The organism is Pseudomonas sp. LTJR-52 (assembly GCF_003691465.1).
GTDB lineage: Bacteria > Pseudomonadota > Gammaproteobacteria > Pseudomonadales > Pseudomonadaceae > Chryseomonas > Chryseomonas luteola.
The window spans coordinates 3177070-3197186 of the sequence record NZ_CP033105.1 but is presented as its reverse complement, the minus strand read 5'-3'; the positions used below and the strand labels follow the sequence as shown (position 1 = coordinate 3197186).

Here is a 20117-nt window from a genome sequence, read left to right as displayed (position 1 = left end):
CATCGACTGTATCGATACACTTTGTCGCATCATGTATCGGATACGAGCCGAAACCGGGCTGAAGACATGTCAATCCTGTCGACAATAAGCGGCAGCCGCTATCATGTCGCTTTATTTTTAGGGGTGACGTGATGTCCGAAACCAGCACTCTGTACGCTACGCTGTTGGGCCAGACCGCTGAAATCACATGGCAAGAGTTACAGCCGCACTTTGCCAAGGGTTCGTTGCTTCGGGTAGATGCCAAGATAGACTTGATAGAGGCGGCAGAAGCCATTGTTCAGGACAATACAGGCAAGGTTTCTGCCTGGCTGACGTCCGGGCAAATGGCCAAGGTGACCGAGGATGAAGCACGTGGTTTTCTGTTAAGCGATCCAACCTTTTGGGCGGTGGTCGTTGCGCCCTGGGTGCTTATACAGGCTAGAAACGGTAACAGCGGCGAGGCATGAGACCGCCAGGGTGAATCAATGACTGATCCACCGCTGCCGAATCCAGGCACTGAAAGCGTCTACCAGCAGTACCAGGATCAACATGGCCAGGATAATGGTTGCAGCCTGAGCGAGTTGAAACAGGCTGAGGCTGATTTGAAGCATTTGTCCTAGGCCGCCAGCGCCCACGAATCCCAATATCGTCGCCATGCGGATATTGTTTTCCCAGCGATAGAGAATATAGGCAAGCAGCTGAGGCCAGACGCTTGGCAGAATGCCATAGGCGAAGGCGGCAAGGCGTCCGCCGCCAGCCAGTCTGATCGCATCGCTGGGGGCGGACGGAGTGTTTTCCAGCGCCTCGGCAAACAGGCGACCCAGTACACCCGCCGTATGCAGTGCTAATGCAAGTGTGCCGGCATTGGGTCCTAGCCCTGCAGCCAGTACCATCAGTGCCGCCCACACCAGTTCCGGGACGGCGCGGAGGGCATTTAGCAATAACCGCGCAACTGCTTTGAATAAAGTACCGAGTCGGCCTGCCGCAGGCAGGGCCAGTATTATGCCAAGCAGGGCTGCCAATAAGGTTCCCATGGCTGACATGGCCAGTGTTTCCAGGCAGGCCCAAGCGATGGCGTATAGGTGACCGCGGGAGAAGTCCGGGGTAAGAAATCCGTTGGCAAACTTCGCCATTTGCGCAAGAGAGGTCCGCGAAAACAGCTCGATAAAATTCGTCTCAAGGTAAGCAAAGGACGAGGCAATGGCGGCTAGTACTACGATAACGGCGGCAAGACCCTTGATTTTCATCGTTACGGCTCTCGCAGCAAGCGGCTGATCAGGTCGGCCAGCATGACTAGTATCAGAAAGGTCAGCATCAGGCTGGCAACTTCTCCGCCAGCAAACATTCGCAGAGACAGATCGACCTGTTGCCCCAGCCCGCCAGCGCCGACAAATCCCATGACGACCGATGCACGGATAGCACACTCCCAGCGGTAGATTGTATAGGAGATCATTTCGCCGCTGGCGGCCGGTAGCAGTCCATATGCGAATGCCTGAAGTCGCGAGCTGCCACCCAAGAGCAATGCTCGCGTCGCGTCAGCAGGTACGGATTCAAAAATCTCGGCGTACACCTTACCCAGCATGCCACCATACGTGATGGCAATGGCCAGGACGCCCGCAGTTGGACCCAGGCCTACCGCTCGTACAAATAACAAGGCCCAGACAATTTCGGGAATGCTGCGCAGAATTACAAGAACGATACGTACCGTATTGCGAGTCGTCTGACCCAGCCACGAAGGGCGTCCTTGCCGATGAAGCGCGGAGATGGAAAGCGAGCGGGTTGCCAGCAGGGCTGCTGGAAAGGCGATCACCCAGGCGAGCGTCATGCCGGCCGTGGCAATGGCTAGGGTTTCCAGCGTGGCTTTGCCAACTATCGAGAGAAACTCCGAATCGTAGGCTAGCGGCCAGAATCCTGCCAGAAAGCTACCCATGATTCTGGCGTTCTCGCCGGTGAGCAAACCAGGAATATCCAGCTCGGACAGGTGAAGCCCAGGCCAGAGCAGTAAGAGCGCCAGCAGGCTGATGCCTAGACGAGGCAGGGCGGCAGGATCACGCGAGGGGGCAATCAGCATCGCGGTGGTGTGGCAGGCATGAAATAAACACTGGATGAGTTCTCTGGTGCCAATTGCTCATTGGCATACAACTGCTCCAGATCATAGGAGGTAACGGCTTGCGTTGCTTTGTCGAATACAATAACGCCTTGGCGTAGCCCAATGATTCGCGGGAAGTGTTTGAGCGCCAGCTCTATGCTGTGCAGGCTGGCGATCAGCGTTGCGCTTCGTGTTTCGGCCTCACGAGCGAGAATGGTTAGTGTATGGCTGGCAAGTACAGGATCCATGGCGGAGACAGGCTCATCCGCCAGTATCAGCTCAGGCGCCTGGTATAGCACGCGGGCAATGCCGACGCGCTGGAGCTGGCCCCCCGAGAGCTGATCGCAACGCTGATACAGCTTTTCTGACAGGTCCAGCTTTGCCAGAGCCTGTTGGGCGCCCGGACGATCCAGTGGATAGACAAGGCTGACCAGGCTCTTCCATAAAGGCCATTGGCCCAGGCGCCCAGCCAGTACCGCCGTTACGACGCGTTGCCGCGCCGGGAGGGGAGGTGCCTGGTGAATCAGACCGATATGTGCACGAAGCGACTTCAATCGGGACACGCTCAATGACCACGGATCGATCTGCAATACGGTGAGTTGTCCTGCCGTTGGCTTATGGCTTGTCGCCATCAGGCGGAGCAAGCTGGTCTTGCCTGCTCCAGAAGGGCCAATCAGTGCTACGCGTTCACCTTTGGTGATCTTCAGGTCAAGCTTTGAAAGCGCACGATGCCCATTGGCGTGAAGAAGCTCCACGCCAGCTAACTGGACGCTCACTTCAACAGACCGGCCGCACGTGCAGAGCCTTCGATGCCCTTATAGTTTTCAGGAGAAGTTTCTACAAAACGACTGGCTGCCTGTAGATCCAGAATGGCTTTGTCTTCAGGCTTCGAAGGATCCAGTGCAAGAAAGGCCGCCTTGATTTTGGCCGCCAGTTGCGGATCCAGATTGCCTCTGACGGTCCAGTTGTAATCGTAATAGGGCGGAGTGGTCGCGAAGACCTTGACCTTGCTTGTGTCTACTTTCTTGGCATCAACCAGCTTCTGCCAGACCGAAGCGTTCAAAACGCCTCCATCCACTTTTCCAGCCTGTACCCAGGCGGCAGTTGCATCATGGGCTCCAGAATAGGCTACACGTGAGAAAAACTGCTCCGGTACTACCCCTTCCTGCTGCATGAAGTAACGGGGCATCAGGCTGCCGGAGGTCGAAGAGATCGAGCCAAAGGCGAACGTTTTGCCTTTCAGGTCTTGAACCGATTTGACGTTTGGATCAGCTGTAATGAATTTGCTGGTGAACTTCTGATCCTCTTCCCGTTGTACCAGCGGATTCATAGGCGCTTTGAGTTGGGCCTGGACAAAGGTAAAGCCACCCAACCATGCCATGTCCAGTCTGTCAGAGGCCAGCGCTTCGACCACGCCTGCATAATCGGAGACCGGCACGAAGGTAACAGGCATGCCAATCTGCTTTTCCAGGTACTCTCCCAGCGGTTTGAACTTGCGAAGCAATTCGGTAGGTGCTTCATCCGGGATAGCCGAGACGCGTAGTGCATCTGCTGCCTGGGTAAGAAGGGAAGTGGCGCACAGGGTAAGACCGGCCACGAGGGCCAGGGAACGCTTCAACATGAGTTTCTCCGGTTCAATAGCGGAAAAAATAGAGCCGCGAAGTATACGGAGATTGACGAAATTTCACAGCCGCTTAATGGCACCCTGGTGTGGTGACGTGTAACAAGGCAGGAGCTACAAAGCTATTGCAGCTCCTGCTTAAGTCATCAAGTTTCGTCAAAGAAGCGTTCATGCCACTCTACCAGTGGCTGAGGCGTATTGAGTTTTTGGCCGTAGATGACAGCATACGCCAGCACATTTTGGACATATTGACGGGTTTCATCAAACGGAATGGTTTCTACCCAGACATCGAACGCCAAGTGCCGGGCGTCCTTTAGCCATCTTTTTACACGTCCGGGACCGGCGTTATAAGCCGCTGAGGCTAGAACGCGGTTACCGTTGAATTGCGCATGAACCATGCTCAGGTAAGCGGTGCCCAGCTGGATGTTCGTGTCCGGTTGCAGGGCTGATTGAGGGCTGGCCAATGGAATAGAAAACTTGCTGGCAGTATGTTTTGCCGTCGCAGGCATCAACTGCATCAAGCCCATGGCTCCCACGCCTGAACGGGCATCGGCCATGAAGCCGCTCTCTTGCCGGGTAATAGCGAAGACCCAGCTGCTATGCAAGCCTCGCTGGCGCGCTTCACGAACGAAACTGTCGCGGTAGGCGATAGGGAAGCGGATGTCCAGATCGTCCCAGTACTTGGCTTGGCTAATTGAGCGAATAGCCGGGAAATACCATTGCATGTCGTAGGCCATGCGGGCCTGGGCAACCAATTCGTCCCGGTTAAAGCTGCGGCTGACATGAAACCACTCGCGCCGCGCATTTACAAACTCACCACGTGCATAGAACTCGAGCGCGCGCTGAATACCAGGCGTGGTGCGTACTCGGTTGCGGAGGCTATTGCTCAGTACGAGCGGACGATTGTTCAGCTGATAAGGTGCCTTGATGCGGTCGGCTGCTAGAAAGCCGTAGAAATCGCGCTCACGCGAAACTGGCTGGTAATCGGCCAGTACGCTTGAGCTTTGCGGCTGAGACAGCTCCAGGGTACGGGCGCGCCAGTATTGCCAGCGGTTGGTTTCCAGAAGCGATGGGGGAAACCGCTGGATTAATTGGTAAGCCTCTTTCCAGCGGGCCAGGCGCAGTAGAAGGCGCGCACGCCATTCGCTGACCGTGTCATCACGGAGTTCTGGATCGTAACGCTCCATGAGCGGAAGGGCTCGTGGGTCAAAGTTCTTGGCCAGGGTCAGCCCAATCTCACGCGCAATAGATACTTTTTCGTCGCGCGAAAAGGGTAGGCGCTGACTGTAGGTATCGAGTAGGCCCAATGCTTTCTCGGGATCCTGTTTGGCAAGGCGTCGCAAACCCAGACCAACCACATCGGCCATGGGCTCGCTGGCAGGTGTGAAGCGCTGCACATCGGCTAGCTGTTGGGGTTTCTGAGCGATATCGCTCATCAGGTTGGCAAGTGAGCCCAGGGTGGGCATCTGCTGTCCCAAATGGGTGACTAGCCCGTAATTACGCGCTTCGGCCGCCAGCTTGGCACGTTTCCAAACCATGCTTTCAGGCATCTGGCCGCGAGCAGCCCAGGCACTGAAAAGGCCATCACAGGCGGCTGGTTGTGACTTGCCTACCAGCCAGAGCTTTTCCGCTGTCTTGAAGGGTTGTGTTGTCTGGCCTTCCTGAATCTGGTGCTGGGCATTCAGGCAATCCAGTTCGGTAAAGTTGAGCTTGGAGTCATAGTGGCGGTCAAAGGTACTCCAATCGCCGCGCTCGGAGAGCCAGCGCAGCCAGCGCAGCTTCATCCAGTTTGCCTGCGGGAGATCGCCATGCTCGGCAAGAAAGGCTTCTATTTCTGTATTGCTGGCGTTCTTGAGGCGTGCGGTCAGCTCGTCATATTGCAGGTAGGGCTCCAGGGGATACCCTTGCAACGCATTGCGTGACTGCAAATAGAGACTGGCATCTCCCTTGGCCAGCGCTGCCTTGGCTTGGTCGTATAGGAGACGTTGTTGCTCAATGGGGGCCGCGTGAGCGGTTTCCAATCCAATGAGAGAAGCAAAGACACAGGTCAACAGCTTGAACAGACGGCCGCGCATGAGATTCCCGGAGAAGACTGCTGGTACATGCGGCTCGGCCGCACAAAGGCGATTACTTTAGCTTGTCGGCCATTACGACGAAAGCGTATGAGCTACCAACGGTCAGGCTAATAATCTTGTCGTCATATGTACGAAAACATTGAGTGCCGTCGGTAGGAAAACATGCAGTTCGTGCGGATGGGCACTAGAATGCACGTCCTTTTTCTTGGAGATGCCTATGACCTTGCTCAAATTCACCGGCGTATCCCTGGCTTTCGGTGCCATGCCATTGCTGGACGGAGTGTCCTGGCAGATCGCTCGGGGTGAGAGAGTCTGCGTGATCGGGCGCAACGGTACTGGCAAGTCCAGCATGCTGCGCCTGGTTAAGGGCGAGCAGATGCCAGACGATGGCGAGATCTGGCGTGCTCCGGCGCTGAAGATTGGAGAGTTGCCCCAGGAGCTGCCTCGGGCAGATGATCGTACCGTATTCGATGTTGTGGCCGAGGGACTGACTGGCGTAGGGGAGTTGCTGGCGGAGTATCATCGACTGTCCCAGAACATTCACACTGACGAAGACCTGACGCGTCTGATGCGCGTTCAGCAGGATTTGGAAGCCAAGGATGGCTGGCGACTGCAGCAGCTGGTCGAGAGCACGCTGAGTCGCCTTCAGTTGCCTGCAGAAAAGACCCTTGCAGAGCTTTCCGGAGGCTGGCGTCGGCGTGTGCTATTGGCGCAGGCCCTGGTGGCTGAACCTGACTTGCTATTGCTCGATGAGCCAACCAACCATCTGGATATCGGGGCTATTGCCTGGTTGGAAGAGGCCTTGAGTCAATATCCGGGTGCGATTCTGTTCATCACCCACGATCGAGCTTTCTTGCAAGCCCTGGCGACACGCATTCTTGAGTTGGATCGAGGCCATCTGATCGATTGGCAGGGCGATTACGCCAGTTTTCTGGTGCATAAAGAGCAGCAGCTTGCAGCGGAAGAGACCGCCAACGCACTGTTCGATAAGCGTCTGGCTCAGGAAGAGGTCTGGATTCGTCAAGGCATCAAGGCTCGACGTACCCGCAACGAAGGGCGAGTGCGTGCATTGAAGGCCATGCGCTTTGAACGCAGCGAACGACGCGAACGCCAGGGTAAGGCAAATCTGCAGCTGGAAACCGCCGACAAGTCTGGAAAACAGGTCATTGTTGTCGAGCACGTGGATTACGCCCATCCAGGCAGCGAACCCATTATCCGTGATTTTTCCCTGGTGGTGCAGCGAGGCGACCGGATGGGCTTGTTAGGCCCTAACGGCTCTGGAAAGACAACGCTGCTCAAACTGCTGCTGGGTGACCTTGAGCCGACGGCAGGAAAAATCGTGCATGGCACCAAGCTTGAAGTGGCCTATTTCGATCAGCTGCGACATGCGCTTGAGCCTGAAAAAACCGTCATCGACAACATGGCTGAAGGGCGTGAAATTATCACAATCAACGGTCAGGATCGTCATGTCCTCAGTTATCTGGGGGACTTCCTGTTTAGCCCACAGCGTGCCCGGACGCCAGTGAAAGCGCTGTCGGGGGGCGAGCGTGCCCGGTTGTTGCTGGCGAAGCTGTTCAGCAAGCCGGCCAATCTGTTGGTACTCGACGAGCCTACCAACGATCTGGATGTGGAAACGCTCGAACTGCTGGAGGAAGTGCTTCTGAGTTTTGAGGGCACCGTGTTGATGGTCAGCCACGACCGGGCGTTTCTCGATAACGTCGTGACCAGCACCCTGGTATTTGAAGGCGAGGGCCTCGTGCGCGAGTACGTCGGAGGCTATCAGGATTGGCTACGTCAAGGCGGATCGCCTCGCTTGTTAGGTGCGACAGGATCGAAAATGGAGGCCAAGTCGGATGCGGCGGCCACTCAAGAGACACCCGTAGAAGCATCCAAGGTAGCAGCGCAGCAGGCGCCGGCCCGTAAAAAGCTCAGTTATAAGGATCAACGCGAGCTGGATGCCTTGCCGACACAGATCGAGGCGACAGAAAACGAGCTGGCGAGACTGCAAAGCCAGATTTCCGATCCGGCGTTCTACCAGCAGCCGCTTGAAACGACGCGTGTCGTTGTTGAGCGCTTCGAGGCTTTACAGCGTGAGCTCGATCAGCTGCTGGAGCGATGGGCTGAACTGGAAGAATGAAAAAAAGGGCTCCTGAGGGAGCCCTTTTTAGTATTACTTCCGGGTCAGGGAGACCGCTAAGGTGTCACACGGGGCACCATGTAACAAGTCATTGGCGGTCGAGCCCAGAAGAAGGGCAAGGCCATGGCGGCCGTGGCTGCCTACAACGATCAGATCACAGGCATTTTCGCGAGCAAAGCGGTGGATTTCCTGGCGAGGCTGCCCATAGGCTAACTGACACTGGCCCTCCAGAAGACTGTATTGCGCAACAAAGCTGTCCAAGCGCTCACGGGACTGTTCGATCTGCTGTTGTTGAAGGGAAGAAAGGTCCATGGGCACGTCACCGCCGAACGCCATAGCCATTGGTTCGACCACATGGACCAGGGAAACTTTGCTTTGGAGGCCGGTAGCCAAGTCGACAGCACGACGGATTACGGCATGGCATTCATCAGTCAGGTCGATGGCTACCAGAATGTGTTTATAAGACATTTTATTTCTCCTCCTTAAGGATGGCGAACATTTCAAGTATGGCCTGTCTGGTGCGGCTCGCACCTGCTATCCAGATACCGTTTGGACCGCATTTCGCGGTACTTGCTCCTTGCTGCGGGTGTTGCGCCTCGCTGTTGTTAACAGATCGCTGCGCCAATTGCACCTATCCTTTGTAGAGATTGACGATTTTTCAGTCCCATGCCGTCCGGGCTCAATGGGTTGTTATGCCACGTTAACGCATGGGTCGAATTGACATAACGCAGGTTTTGAATGATCGTGTAGGGGCTGTCAAACACTTGTATGAATCAGATGTTTGTCTTGCGGGCCCTGTAGTGCTCGGGCAGAGAAGAGAAGGTTGCCGCAAGGTATAGCTTTCGCGTTCCGCCCGGGCTTAACGAATCCTAGTATCACGCCATGCAGTTGGCTGCCTGCCTGAATGGGCAACAAGGCTTGGATGTGAGTGTTCCGCTTCCACGTATGGAGATCAGTTGATGATTTACGAAGGTAAAGCCATCACGGTTAAGGCTCTAGAAAACGGTATCGCCGAGTTAAAGCTTGATCTTACTGGCGAGTCGGTCAATAAATTTAATCGCCTGACCTTGAACGAGCTGCGCCAGGCTGTCGATGCCCTCAAGGCCGACGCTTCGGTCAAGGCCGTCATTCTCAGTAGCGGAAAGGATGTTTTCCTCGTAGGGGCAGACATCACCGAGTTTGTCGAAAGTTTCCGTATGCCAGACGAGGATCTGCTGGCAGGGAACCTGGAGATCAATCAGATCTTCAATGACTTTGAGGACCTCGATGTCCCTACTGTAGCGGCAATTAACGGCATCGCGCTTGGCGGTGGCCTTGAAATCGCCATGGCTGCCGACTTCCGGGTCATGAGCGAGACCGCAAAGGTTGGTCTGCCAGAAGTAAAACTGGGCATTTATCCCGGTTTTGGCGGGACTGTTCGGTTGCCTCGCCTGATCGGTAGCGACAATGCCATCGAGTGGATTGCTTCGGGCAAGGAGAACTCTGCTGCCGAGGCGCTCAAGGTCGGTGTCGTGGATGCAGTTGTTGCACCCGACAAGTTGCAGGCCGCGGCGTTGGATCTGGCACGTCGAGCCATTTCTGGCGAGCTTGACCACAAGGCCCGTCGTCAGCCCAAGCTTGAAAAGCTCAAGCTAAACCCCATTGAAGCCATGATGGCATTCGAGTCGGCCAAAGGCTACGTTGCAGGTCAGGCGGGTCCGAATTATCCCGCGCCAGTAGAAGCGATCAAGACCATCCAGAAGGCCGCTAATTTCGGACGAGAGAAGGCGCTTGAGGTCGAAGCCAAAGGCTTCGTGAAGCTCGCCAAGACAACTGTTTCGCAAAGCCTGATCGGTCTGTTCCTGAATGATCAGCTGCTCAAGAAAAAGGCTAAGGTTTACGATCAGCAGGCGGGTGAGATCAAACAGGCCAGCGTCTTGGGGGCAGGTATCATGGGCGGTGGTATCGCCTATCAGTCTGCGCTCAAAGGCACGCCGATTCTCATGAAGGATATCCGTGAGGAAGCCATTCAGCTCGGTCTTGATGAAGCGAGCAAGCTTCTCAACAAGCGCGTCGAGAAGGGCCGTCTCGAGCCGGTGAAAATGGCTGAAGCGCTCAATCGTATTCGCCCCACTTTGTCCTATGGTGACTTCAAGTCGGTGGATATCGTGGTTGAGGCTGTCGTTGAGAATCCCAAGATCAAGCAGGCTGTGCTGGCAGAGGTCGAAGATCAGGTTGGTGAAGAAGCCATTCTGGCGTCCAATACCTCAACCATCTCGATCAGCTTGCTTGCACAAGCCCTGAAGCGTCCTGAAAATTTCTGCGGTATGCACTTCTTCAATCCGGTGCACATGATGCCTCTGGTTGAAGTAATCCGCGGCGAAAAGACCAGCGAAAAAACGATTGCGACCACTGTGGCCTATGCCAAGAAAATGGGTAAGAACCCTATCGTGGTCAATGATTGTCCGGGCTTTCTGGTCAATCGGGTGCTGTTCCCTTATTTCGGTGGTTTTGCCGGCCTGATTGGGCAGGGCGCTGACTTCCAGCGTATCGACAAGCTCATGGAAAAGTTTGGCTGGCCTATGGGGCCGGCTTACTTGATGGATGTTGTAGGGATGGATACGGCGCATCACGCCCGTGATGTGATGGCGGAAGGCTTCCCTGACCGGATGAAAGAGTCCCGCAAGACCGCTGTTGATGCGCTGTACGAGGCTAAACGTCTTGGACAGAAGAACGGCAAAGGGTTCTATGTGTACGAGACCGATAAAAAGGGCAAGCCAAAGAAAGTCGCTGATGCAGAAACCTACGCCTTGCTCAAGCCTGTCGTGTATGAGCAGCGCGATTTCACGGATGATGAAATCGTTCAGCGCATGATGATTCCGCTGTGCCTGGAAACGGTTCGTTGCTTGGAAGATGGCATTGTCGAGTCGGCTGCAGAGGCGGACATGGGATTGATCTATGGCATTGGCTTCCCTCCCTTCCGAGGCGGTGCGCTGCGTTATATCGATTCCCTGGGCGTTGCCGAGTTCGTGGCACTGGCCGACCAGTATGCTGACCTGGGGCCGCTGTATCACCCGACTGAAAAGCTGCGCGAAATGGCCCGTAACGGCCAGTCCTTCTTTGGTTAACGCAGACAGTACAGAGCGAGAATTCTTATGAGCCTGAATCCAAGAGACGTTGTTATCGTCGACTTTGGCCGCACACCGATGGGTCGCTCCAAGGGTGGCATGCATCGTAATACCCGGGCAGAAAACATGTCTGCCCATTTGATTACCCAGCTTCTGGCACGCAATCCGCAAATCAATCCGGCAGAAGTGGAAGATGTGATCTGGGGGTGCGTAAACCAGACGCTCGAGCAAGGCTGGAACATTGCGCGAATGGCGTCCTTGATGACGCCCATCCCTCATACTAGCGCAGGGCAGACCGTAAGCCGGCTCTGCGGGTCTTCGATGAGCGCACTGCATACAGCGGCGCAGGCCATCATGACCGGTAATGGGGATGTGTTCGTGGTAGGTGGCGTCGAGCATATGGGACACGTCAGCATGATGCATGGCGTTGACCCTAACCCGCATCTGTCGCTTTATGCTGCAAAGGCCTCTGGCATGATGGGGCTCACAGCAGAGCTGCTGGGCAAGATGCACGGCATTACCCGGGAATCACAGGATAAATTCGGCTATCGTTCGCACCAGTTGGCTTGGAAGGCCACTCAGGAAGGTGCGTTCAAGGACGAAATCATCCCTATGGAAGGACATGATGAAAATGGCTTCCTGAAGATGTTTGACTATGACGAGACTATCCGTCCTGATACAACGGTGGAAGGCCTGGCCGAACTCAGACCTGCGTTTAATCCAAAGGATGGTACAGTAACTGCAGGTACGTCATCCCAGATCACCGACGGCGCCTCCTGTATGATTGTGATGTCCGGTCAGCGGGCAATGGACCTTGGCCTGCAGCCACTGGCGCGTATTCGGGCCATGGCGGTTGCTGGCGTAGACCCTGCGATCATGGGCTATGGTCCTGTTCCGGCTACCCAGAAGGCCCTCAAGCGTGCAGGGCTGTCGATGGGCGACATTGACTATGTCGAACTCAATGAGGCTTTCGCAGCCCAAGCATTACCGGTGCTGAAAGACCTCAAGCTCCTCGACAAGATGGACGAAAAGGTCAATCTTCATGGTGGGGCCATCGCGTTAGGTCATCCCTTTGGTTGCTCTGGAGCTCGTATTTCCGGCACGCTATTAAATGTCATGAAACAAAAGGGTGGTGCACTGGGCGTAGCAACCATGTGTATCGGCCTGGGTCAAGGCATTACGACGGTGTTCGAACGCGTCTGAGAATGGCGTTTATGCTACCGAAACCGGGGCCTGGCCCCGGTTTTTCTTTCTGGAGGGAACATGTCCTTACAACCTGGGCTCTATCGGCATTACAAGGGGCAGGAGTACCGTGTCCTGGGCGTAGCCAAACATTCTGAAACGGAAGAGGAGCTTGTTTTTTACCAGGCGTTGTATGGTGAATACGGCCTTTGGGCGCGTCCGCTCAGTATGTTTCTGGAAAGCGTCGAGGTGGACAGCGAGCGTGTTCCCCGCTTTGCTTTAGTAAAGGTTGAGGAGAATCCGTTAGGGCTTGCCGATAACGCGCAGCCTTGACCTTGCTCCAATAGCCACTATATATAGCGGGGCCGTACAGCCACGCTGTCATGGTTCGTCAGTCACTGCCTCACTGCCAAATGTCTGTCAGACTGTCTCGCCTTTCTCTTTACATCTTTTAATAACGCAGGAATCAACCGATACATGGGCAAATCGCTGGTCATCGTGGAATCCCCGGCCAAGGCCAAGACCATCAACAAGTATTTGGGCAACCAGTACGTGGTGAAGTCGAGTATCGGCCATATCCGTGACCTGCCTACCAGTGGGTCGGCAGGCGCGTCAAAAGAGTCCGCCACGAAAGGACGCAAGTCTGCTGCCGAAGCTCCAGCCCTTTCTCCAAAGGAAAAGGCCAAGCGCCAGCTTATCGCTCGCATGGGGGTCGACCCCGAGCATGGCTGGAAGGCGCACTACGAGATCCTGCCTGGAAAGGAAAAGGTGATCGAAGAGCTCAAGCGTCTGGCTAAGGAAGCTGACACCGTTTATCTCGCAACCGACTTGGACCGCGAAGGGGAAGCCATTGCCTGGCATCTTCGTGAGGCCATCGGCGGAGACGAAAGCCGATTCAAGCGGGTCGTCTTCAACGAAATCACTAAAAAAGCGATTCAGGATGCGTTCTCCAAGCCGGGCGAGCTGGATATCAATCGAGTCAATGCCCAGCAGGCCAGGCGCTTTCTGGACCGTGTAGTGGGCTACATGGTCTCGCCTCTGCTATGGCAGAAGATCGCACGAGGGCTTTCGGCCGGACGTGTTCAGTCCGTTGCGGTCAAGCTGCTTGTGGAGCGTGAGCGGGAAATTCGTGCCTTCGTTCCTGAAGAGTACTGGGAGGTTCATGCCGATTTGGCGAACCCCAAGAATGCCAAGGCGCGTTTTGAGGTCGTCCGACAAAGCGGCGAAGCATTCAAGCCGTTGAACGAGGCGCAGGCAAGTGCTGCCGTCGAGAAGTTAAAGGCTTCCAGCTACAGCATTAGCAAGCGTGAAGACAAGCCTACCAGCAGCCGACCTTCCGCTCCGTTCATTACATCGACTTTACAACAGGCTGCCAGCAATAGGCTGGGCTTTGGTGTAAAGAAAACCATGATGATGGCCCAGCGTCTTTACGAGGCGGGTTATATCACTTACATGCGTACCGATTCGACGAACCTGTCCAGCGATGCCATTACCATGGCTCGGGCGTTTATTGAAAATGAATTTGGCGAAAAATACTTGCCGGCCAAGCCTAATTTCTACAGCAGCAAGGAAGGTGCGCAGGAGGCTCACGAAGCAATTCGTCCGTCTGACGTAAACACGCGTCCTGACCAGCTGTCTGGCATGGAGCGAGACGCCGAACGCTTGTACGATTTGATCTGGCGTCAGTTCATTGCCTGTCAGATGCCTCCTGCGGAATATCTTTCTACGACCGTTACGGCAAAGGCCGGTGAGTTTGAGTTGCGCGCCAAAGGGCGAATCCTCAAGTTCGATGGCTTTACCCGAGTTCTGTCGCAACAGAGCAAGCCTGGCGAAGACGACGTACTGCCCGAAATGAACCAGGGCGATGCCATGAAGCTGCTGAAGCTGGATCCCACTCAGCACTTCACTAAGCCGCCGGCACGTTTCTCCGAGGCCAGTTTGGTCAAGGAGCTGGAAAAGCGCGGTATTGGTCGTCCGTCGACCTATGCAGCCATCATTTCCACGATTCAGGATCGCGGCTATGCCACCGTGCATAATCGCCGTTTCTACGCGGAAAAGATGGGTGACATTGTTACTGACCGGCTGGGCGAGAGCTTCTCTGACCTCATGGATTATGGTTTTACCGCCAGCATGGAGGGTGATCTCGATACCGTAGCGCAGGGCGAGCTCGACTGGAAAAATCTGCTGGATGAGTTCTACAGCGACTTCAAGAAAAAGCTGGAAGCCGCCGAGAGCGCTGAAGGGGGGATGCGTGCAAATGTGCCGACTCTTACGGATATCCCTTGTCCGACGTGTAGCCGGCCGATGATGATTCGTACCGCTTCAACGGGTGTATTCCTTGGGTGCTCGGGTTATAGCCTGCCGCCCAAAGAGCGTTGCAAGGGAACGATCAACCTTGTTCCTGGTGATGAAATTGCTGAGGACGACGAAGGCGAGTCGGAGTCGCGTGTGCTGCGCGGCAAGCACCGCTGCGATATTTGCGGAACTGCGATGGATGCTTACCTGATTGACGAGCATCGCAAGCTCCACATCTGTGGCAATAACCCCGATTGCTCGGGTTATGAAGTTGAAACCGGTAACTATCGCATCAAGGGCTATGAAGGGCCCTCACTGGAGTGTGACAAGTGCGGCAGTGAAATGCAGCTCAAGACGGGTCGTTTCGGCAAATTCTTTGGATGTACCAATCCTGAGTGCAAGAATACGCGCAAGCTGCTTAAGAACGGCGAGCCGGCTCCGCCCAAGATGGATGCCATTGCAATGCCTGAGCTCAAGTGCGAGAAAGTCAACGATACGTATGTATTGCGAGATGGAGCTTCAGGTCTATTCTTGGCGGCCAGCCAGTTTCCAAAGAATCGCGAGACTCGCGCACCGTTGGTCAGCGAGCTGTTGCCGCACAAGGATGAAATCGATCCGAAATACCATTATCTATTAAGTGCACCAGCCAAAGACCCAGACGGCCGTTCTGCTGTTATTCGCTTCAGTCGCAAGACGAAGGAGCAATACGTACAGACAGAAGAGAATGGTAAGCCGACCGGTTGGAAAGCCTATTTCGATAATGGGAAGTGGAAGGTAGAAGACAAGCGTAGCTGATGCGCTGTTCTGGTTGCCAGGCCTGCAAGCCTGGCAATTGGTGTCTGTGTAGCGGGGCAGCTGGCACCGCTTTGCCTTAGGAGGATTCAGGCATGTCTCATGAGATCTATACTCGTACCAACCAGAAGTTGTACTTCGCCGGTTTAAGCCTTGAATCGTGGCGCAGGGCGGAGCACGAGCAGAGCATGAATGCCCAGGGGCAGATTCAGGCCGAGCGAGAGGCGACGTTGTTTCATTTGTATGGTGCTGTTTTGGGGTTGTGTCATGAAGTGGCAGGTTATTACCGCCTGCCTAACGCCCAGGCTGCCTCAATCGAGCAGTTTTTAAATCCACAAGCTTTGAAAGATTCGCCAAGTCCTGAGTTGGCTGAATTGTTTGAATTGGCAAGTCATCAGCAAACATGGCTGGCTCAATTGCTGGATGGGTTCTCCGCATTGCAAAAACCACCGCAGCCTATCAAGCAGGCTAAGGTTGACCCTGGTCTGCCGCTGATTGAGTCGGTTACGCTTGATGAAGAGAAGAGGCTGCTGAGCCATACTGAGCTCGAAGCCTGGAGAAAAAACATCAAGGAGTTGGCGCTGCGCTTTCGTGGTTCATTGACCGAATGGTGAGGCACAGACGCCAAAAATGTGTAGATCTTCTTGATTGAAGAGCTGTCTTGCAACATTTTAGTCTTTATTGCATTACGTTAATCGATAGAGCCTAGGGAAGGGCAGGTGCGACTGCTACAATGCCAGCGCCTGCTGGAGATGCACATATGTCTACGTCTTATCTTGAAATTGTCGAACTGGCTGATGGCCGTATCGTTCTGCGCCGTGCCGATGGTGAAGAGGCACTGGTGACATTGGAATTTTCTTCCGATGCGAAGGACTTTCTGCATGGCCAGCAAGTTGAGGTGGCTAAAGCCATGTTCAATTTGGGTGTGCAGATGGCGGGGCGTCTAGCCGAAGGAGATATGATAGAACGCGAAGATACTCCCCGCGTTCTTCATTGATCAGCCCAAGCGAATGTTAAGGCTTTGGGCGTTGCCTGTCTGAGCGGCCAAAGCCAGCTTTTTCTTATCGGAAGTCTTCATGCCGTGGAGCCAGCTCACCACGGTATGGCTTCTTCCTGAGCGTAAGGCTTCACAAGCAAGCTCTAGTGTCTGCATGCTCTGACGCGGTTGCAGTAGCAGGATTCTATTCAGATTCAAATCCCTTGAGCGCAGCCACTTTGTTGTCAGCAGCGTCGGAGGTGCTATCAGTGTCAGCCACCGGGGATCCTGTTCGTCACTCAACTCCCGCAGCATGGGTGCTAGCAAATGCAGGCAATGGTCTTGAGCGCCGTTTAGAGTCACTTCACTAAAGCAATCAGGCAGAGTCGCCGCCTGAATAGGTCCAGCCAAAAAAGGATTGAGCGACGGTTGAACCAGTGCGTCGTGAAACAACGGCAACTGTCCATGATCCGGCGGCAATAAAGATTGCACTGAACACCTCCTTATAGATACGTTGACTCGTTAACGCCTGATGACACCTACGCTCAGGCCTTCGATTACTAGATCCTGCTTATTGAGGTCCACCTCAATAGGCTGGAAATCAGGGTTTTCAGCAATCAGCCAAACCTTATTGCCCTCACGTTTGAACCGCTTGACCGTAACTTCTTCTCCGACACGAGCAACCACGACTTGCCCGTTGCGCGCCTCACGAGTGACGTGAACCGCCAGAAGGTCACCATCAAGAATACCAATGTTCTTCATGCTCATGCCTTCTACCTTGAGAAGGTAATCCGCACGTGGTTGGAAGAAGTCAGGGTTAATATTGCAATTTTCTTCCACGTGCTGCTGGGCCAGGATTGGCGCGCCTGCAGCGACACGGCCGATGACAGGGAGCTCACTGTCAGAGGGTTTCTGTGTTTCCAGACCGGGAATGCGGATTCCGCGAGAGGCACCAGGCGTCATTTCAATAGCGCCTTTACGTGCAAGCGCCTTGAGGTGCTCCTCTGCCGCATTCGGGGATTTGAAGCCAAGCTCCTGAGCGATTTCCGCACGGGTGGGCGGGAATCCATTTTCCTCAAGGCAGCGCTTGATGAAGCTCAGGATTTCAGACTGTCTCGGAGTTAGTTTTAGCATAATAGGTGTCTGGCTTTATATACAGTTCCTGGGATTATATACAGTATTGGTTTGAGGGCAACCGACTTTTTATCAGCCAAATGCCATTACGGCACTTAGCTATTCCAGGCATTGACTCAGGAATGTTTTAAACATATGTTTAAAACATTTTACGATCAGGTAGTTAAGCGATGGCCCAATCTGAAACGGTCGAGCGGATATTGGATGCCGCTGAACAACTTTTTGCTGAGCGTGGCTTTGCTGAAACATCGCTCCGCCTGATAACCAGCAAGGCGAATGTAAACCTTGCAGCAGTGAATTATCACTTCGGCTCGAAGAAGTCCCTTATCCAGGCGGTATTCTCTCGTTTTCTGGACCCTTATTGCGCGTGTCTGGAAAATGAGCTGGACCGACGGTACGGCAAGTCCGGGACCAAGGCGGATCTTGAGGAGCTTCTTTATCTGCTGGTAGACCAGGCGTTAGCCATCAAGCCGCGCAACGGTAATGATCTTTCCATTTTCATGCGACTTTTAGGGCTGGCATTCAGTGAGAGCCAGGGGCATCTGAAGAAATACCTCGAAGAGGCATACGGACGCGTTTTTCGTCGCTACATGGAGCTGGTTGCTGTGGCCGCGCCTGACATTCCTCCGCTGGAGCTGTTCTGGCGCGCTCACTTCATGATAGGGGTGGCTGCATTCAGCATGTCAGGTATCAAGGCTTTGAAGGCCATGGCTGATAATGATTTTGGTGTACATACGTCAACGGAGCAGGTATTGCGTTTGATGGTGCCTTTCATGGCCAGTGGCATGCTGGCGGAGAGTGCGATGACGGATCAGACTCTGGCATCTGCGCAATTCAAGCCCCGCAAGCCTGTTAGTCAGGATGCTCAGCGCTTCTGAGTGAGGATATGCCAGCGCTTTCAGCAAAGGCATTACTGACACATTGATTGAAACGAGTTGAAAGGGCACCATGCCTCACTTGTTTTCTGTGCCTCAGGAATGCCTATGCAAGGCTCATTAATGGTGGACATTGGCGGCACATGGCTGACCGCTGAAGACCGACATCTCCTGCGCCAGCCCGAAGTGGGTGGGCTCATTCTTTTTGCTCGCAATATCGAGCATCCTCGCCAGGTGCGTGAGCTATGTGAAGCCATACGCGCCGAGCGGCCGGAGTTGCTATTGGCTGTCGACCAAGAGGGCGGCCGCGTCCAGCGACTTCGACAGGGCTTTGTACGTCTGCCTGCCATGCGGCGATTTGCCAATCATCCAGAGGCCGACCGCCTTGCCGAGGCATGCGGGTGGATAATGGCAACCGAAGTGCTGGCCGTCGGGCTCGACTTCAGCTTTGCTCCGGTTCTGGATCTTGATCATGGCCGTAGCGCAGTAATCGGTCAGCGAGCCTTTGAAGGAGCGCCGGGCAGCGCAACCGATCTGGCGGGTGCTTTCATTCGCGGCATGCATGCTGCCGGCATGGCTGCAACTGGCAAGCATTTTCCGGGACATGGGTGGGCAGAAGCCGACTCGCATGTGGCCATTCCCCGTGATGAGCGCAGCCTGGAAGACATCAAGGCCGTCGACCTCGTACCTTTCAAGCGCTTGAGTGGGCAGTTGGAGGCGATCATGCCTGCTCATGTGATCTATCCCTGCTTAGATGAGCAGCCAGCCGGGTTTTCGCGGCGATGGCTGCAGGACGTGCTTCGCAGCGAGTTGGGTTTCAGGGGTGTTATTTTTAGCGACGATCTATCCATGGCCGGTGCGCATGTTGCTGGTGATGCTGCAGGACGCATAGAGGCTGCCTTGAGTGCTGGCTGTGACATGGGACTCGTTTGTAATGACCGTGCCGCGGCTGAGTTGGCGCTAACCGCGCTGCAGCGCTTGAAAGCCAAGCCTTCGCAGCGGTTGAAAAGCATGAGTGCAAAAGCATTTCCGTCCATTGAATACCGTCAGCATCCTCGCTGGCTTGCGGCTTTATCTACTCTGCGCCAAGCAGGTTTGATTGATTAAGGAGTTTATATGACCGTTTACGCCATTATTGGCGGGACTGGCCTGACGCAGCTGGAAGGTCTGACGCTGGATGAGTCCCTCAGAATAAACACGCCCTATGGCGCGCCTTCGGCGGACATCCTCAAAGGCCATTATGCAGGGCGTGAAGTATTGTTCCTGGCGCGCCATGGTCATCCGCATCGTATCCCGCCTCATCAGGTCAATTATCGGGCCAATATATGGGCGCTCAAGCATGCCGGTGCAGAAGCAATCCTGGCCGTTAATGCAGTAGGCGGTATCCATTCAGCAATGGGTAGCGGGCATCTATGTGTGCCTCACCAGATCGTCGACTATACATGGGGGCGTGAACACACCTTTTTTGAAGGGTCTCTGGAAGCGGTAACCCATATCGATTTCAGCTACCCCTATGATGAGGCGCTTCGCCAGCAATTGATCAGTGCGCTGCGTCAACACGGCTATGCCCACAGCGATCAGGGCGTCTATGCCTGTACACAAGGGCCGCGCCTGGAAACGGCAGGAGAGATCGTTCGCCTGGAGCGTGATGGATGTGACATCGTGGGGATGACAGCCATGCCAGAAGCCGCACTGGCTCGGGAGCAGGATTTGGCTTATGCCTGTCTTGCGTTGGTCGTTAATCCAGCTGCAGGTAAGGTAACTGGCGTTATCACCATGGCTGAAATAGAGCAGGCGCTGCATGAGGGTATAGGCAGGGTTAAAGCTGTACTGGCAACAGTACTGGCAGGTTAAG

The 20117-nt window shown here is 54.8% G+C and carries 19 protein-coding genes; 11 read left to right on the top strand and 8 right to left on the bottom strand.

The features are described from left to right. The first annotated feature begins 131 nt into the window (after nt 1-131). Nucleotides 132-446: a DUF2288 domain-containing protein gene (locus EAW52_RS14965; RefSeq protein WP_122043084.1), complete on the top strand. Its 315-nt coding sequence runs from the start codon at nt 132-134 to the stop codon at nt 444-446. Between the two features lie 15 nt (nt 447-461). On the opposite strand, the gene phnE is transcribed toward EAW52_RS14965, so the two are convergent. From phnE to EAW52_RS14940, 5 genes are all read right to left on the bottom strand, one after another. Continuing rightward, entirely contained in the window at nt 462-1226 is a 765-nt protein-coding gene (phnE, locus tag EAW52_RS14960) for a phosphonate ABC transporter, permease protein PhnE (RefSeq protein WP_122043083.1), read from the bottom strand. Between the two features lie 2 nt (nt 1227-1228). Continuing rightward, nucleotides 1229-2050, bottom strand: a complete 822-nt coding sequence (locus tag EAW52_RS14955; protein WP_122043082.1) for an ABC transporter permease — start codon at nt 2048-2050, stop codon at nt 1229-1231. Beyond that, a complete protein-coding gene (locus EAW52_RS14950) occupies nt 2044-2844 on the bottom strand; it encodes a phosphonate ABC transporter ATP-binding protein (RefSeq protein ID WP_122043081.1) in 801 nt (266 codons plus the stop codon). The genes EAW52_RS14955 and EAW52_RS14950 overlap by 7 nt, the downstream gene beginning before the upstream one ends. Then, on the bottom strand, nt 2841-3689 hold the full coding sequence (locus EAW52_RS14945; RefSeq protein ID WP_122043080.1) for a putative selenate ABC transporter substrate-binding protein: 849 nt from the start codon (nt 3687-3689) through the stop codon (nt 2841-2843). The genes EAW52_RS14950 and EAW52_RS14945 overlap by 4 nt, the downstream gene beginning before the upstream one ends. Nucleotides 3690-3835: 146 nt before the next feature. After that, nucleotides 3836-5764, bottom strand: a complete 1929-nt coding sequence (locus tag EAW52_RS14940; protein ID WP_122043079.1) for a transglycosylase SLT domain-containing protein — start codon at nt 5762-5764, stop codon at nt 3836-3838. Between the two features lie 217 nt (nt 5765-5981). Between EAW52_RS14940 and EAW52_RS14935 the strand changes: the two genes are divergently transcribed. Next, complete coding sequence (locus tag EAW52_RS14935; RefSeq protein ID WP_122043078.1) at nt 5982-7901, top strand: ATP-binding cassette domain-containing protein; 1920 nt, start codon at nt 5982-5984, stop codon at nt 7899-7901. 33 nt (nt 7902-7934) lie between these two features. Here EAW52_RS14935 and EAW52_RS14930 read toward each other — a convergent pair whose 3' ends face one another. Next, nucleotides 7935-8369 carry a universal stress protein gene (locus EAW52_RS14930; protein ID WP_010797693.1) on the bottom strand — a complete coding sequence of 145 codons (435 nt, stop codon included), beginning with the start codon at nt 8367-8369 and terminating at the stop codon, nt 7935-7937. A gap of 491 nt (nt 8370-8860) precedes the next feature. On the opposite strand from EAW52_RS14930, the gene fadB reads away from it, so the two are divergent. From fadB to EAW52_RS14900, 6 genes are all read left to right on the top strand, one after another. Continuing rightward, on the top strand, nt 8861-11008 hold the full coding sequence (gene fadB, locus EAW52_RS14925; RefSeq protein ID WP_122043077.1) for a fatty acid oxidation complex subunit alpha FadB: 2148 nt from the start codon (nt 8861-8863) through the stop codon (nt 11006-11008). A 27-nt stretch (nt 11009-11035) separates the two neighbouring features. Further along, complete coding sequence (gene fadA, locus EAW52_RS14920) at nt 11036-12211, top strand: acetyl-CoA C-acyltransferase FadA (RefSeq protein ID WP_122043076.1); 1176 nt, start codon at nt 11036-11038, stop codon at nt 12209-12211. Between the two features lie 60 nt (nt 12212-12271). Then, entirely contained in the window at nt 12272-12523 is a 252-nt protein-coding gene (locus EAW52_RS14915) for a DUF1653 domain-containing protein (RefSeq protein ID WP_010797696.1), read from the top strand. Between the two features lie 144 nt (nt 12524-12667). Then, a complete protein-coding gene (gene topA / locus EAW52_RS14910; RefSeq protein ID WP_122043075.1) occupies nt 12668-15280 on the top strand; it encodes a type I DNA topoisomerase in 2613 nt (870 codons plus the stop codon). A gap of 92 nt (nt 15281-15372) precedes the next feature. Then, nucleotides 15373-15891, top strand: coding sequence for a DUF6586 family protein (locus tag EAW52_RS14905; protein ID WP_122043074.1), 519 nt, complete (start codon nt 15373-15375; stop codon nt 15889-15891). 146 nt (nt 15892-16037) lie between these two features. Next, nucleotides 16038-16274 (top strand): hypothetical protein, encoded by a 237-nt coding sequence (locus tag EAW52_RS14900; RefSeq protein WP_010797699.1) that lies wholly within the window; start codon nt 16038-16040, stop codon nt 16272-16274. Here EAW52_RS14900 and sulA read toward each other — a convergent pair whose 3' ends face one another. Further along, nucleotides 16275-16745: an SOS-induced cell division inhibitor SulA gene (sulA, locus tag EAW52_RS14895; protein ID WP_122043073.1), complete on the bottom strand. Its 471-nt coding sequence runs from the start codon at nt 16743-16745 to the stop codon at nt 16275-16277. 30 nt (nt 16746-16775) lie between these two features. After that, nucleotides 16776-17387: a transcriptional repressor LexA gene (gene lexA / locus EAW52_RS14890; RefSeq protein ID WP_010797701.1), complete on the bottom strand. Its 612-nt coding sequence runs from the start codon at nt 17385-17387 to the stop codon at nt 16776-16778. A gap of 170 nt (nt 17388-17557) precedes the next feature. Between lexA and EAW52_RS14885 the strand changes: the two genes are divergently transcribed. From EAW52_RS14885 to EAW52_RS14875, 3 genes are all read left to right on the top strand, one after another. Beyond that, complete coding sequence (locus EAW52_RS14885) at nt 17558-18265, top strand: TetR/AcrR family transcriptional regulator (protein ID WP_122043072.1); 708 nt, start codon at nt 17558-17560, stop codon at nt 18263-18265. Nucleotides 18266-18370: 105 nt separating this feature from the next. Further along, nucleotides 18371-19369: a beta-N-acetylhexosaminidase gene (gene nagZ / locus EAW52_RS14880; RefSeq protein ID WP_122043071.1), complete on the top strand. Its 999-nt coding sequence runs from the start codon at nt 18371-18373 to the stop codon at nt 19367-19369. Nucleotides 19370-19378: 9 nt separating this feature from the next. Further along, nucleotides 19379-20116, top strand: coding sequence for an S-methyl-5'-thioinosine phosphorylase (locus EAW52_RS14875; RefSeq protein ID WP_010797704.1), 738 nt, complete (start codon nt 19379-19381; stop codon nt 20114-20116). Nucleotide 20117: the final 1 nt, after the last annotated feature.

Excerpts from the sequence above, each read along its gene's own strand:
- EAW52_RS14965 (WP_122043084.1), top strand. The coding sequence starts at position 132 with ATGTCCGAAACCAGCACTCTGTACGCTACGCTGTTGGGCCAGACCGCT.
- phnE (WP_122043083.1), bottom strand. The coding sequence starts at position 1,226 with ATGAAAATCAAGGGTCTTGCCGCCGTTATCGTAGTACTAGCCGCCATT.
- EAW52_RS14955 (WP_122043082.1), bottom strand. The coding sequence starts at position 2,050 with ATGCTGATTGCCCCCTCGCGTGATCCTGCCGCCCTGCCTCGTCTAGGC.
- EAW52_RS14945 (WP_122043080.1), bottom strand. The coding sequence starts at position 3,689 with ATGTTGAAGCGTTCCCTGGCCCTCGTGGCCGGTCTTACCCTGTGCGCC.
- EAW52_RS14940 (WP_122043079.1), bottom strand. The coding sequence starts at position 5,764 with ATGCGCGGCCGTCTGTTCAAGCTGTTGACCTGTGTCTTTGCTTCTCTC.
- EAW52_RS14935 (WP_122043078.1), top strand. The coding sequence starts at position 5,982 with ATGACCTTGCTCAAATTCACCGGCGTATCCCTGGCTTTCGGTGCCATG.
- EAW52_RS14930 (WP_010797693.1), bottom strand. The coding sequence starts at position 8,369 with ATGTCTTATAAACACATTCTGGTAGCCATCGACCTGACTGATGAATGC.
- fadB (WP_122043077.1), top strand. The coding sequence starts at position 8,861 with ATGATTTACGAAGGTAAAGCCATCACGGTTAAGGCTCTAGAAAACGGT.
- fadA (WP_122043076.1), top strand. The coding sequence starts at position 11,036 with ATGAGCCTGAATCCAAGAGACGTTGTTATCGTCGACTTTGGCCGCACA.
- EAW52_RS14915 (WP_010797696.1), top strand. The coding sequence starts at position 12,272 with ATGTCCTTACAACCTGGGCTCTATCGGCATTACAAGGGGCAGGAGTAC.
- topA (WP_122043075.1), top strand. The coding sequence starts at position 12,668 with ATGGGCAAATCGCTGGTCATCGTGGAATCCCCGGCCAAGGCCAAGACC.
- EAW52_RS14905 (WP_122043074.1), top strand. The coding sequence starts at position 15,373 with ATGTCTCATGAGATCTATACTCGTACCAACCAGAAGTTGTACTTCGCC.
- EAW52_RS14900 (WP_010797699.1), top strand. The coding sequence starts at position 16,038 with ATGTCTACGTCTTATCTTGAAATTGTCGAACTGGCTGATGGCCGTATC.
- lexA (WP_010797701.1), bottom strand. The coding sequence starts at position 17,387 with ATGCTAAAACTAACTCCGAGACAGTCTGAAATCCTGAGCTTCATCAAG.
- EAW52_RS14885 (WP_122043072.1), top strand. The coding sequence starts at position 17,558 with ATGGCCCAATCTGAAACGGTCGAGCGGATATTGGATGCCGCTGAACAA.
- nagZ (WP_122043071.1), top strand. The coding sequence starts at position 18,371 with ATGCAAGGCTCATTAATGGTGGACATTGGCGGCACATGGCTGACCGCT.
- EAW52_RS14875 (WP_010797704.1), top strand. The coding sequence starts at position 19,379 with ATGACCGTTTACGCCATTATTGGCGGGACTGGCCTGACGCAGCTGGAA.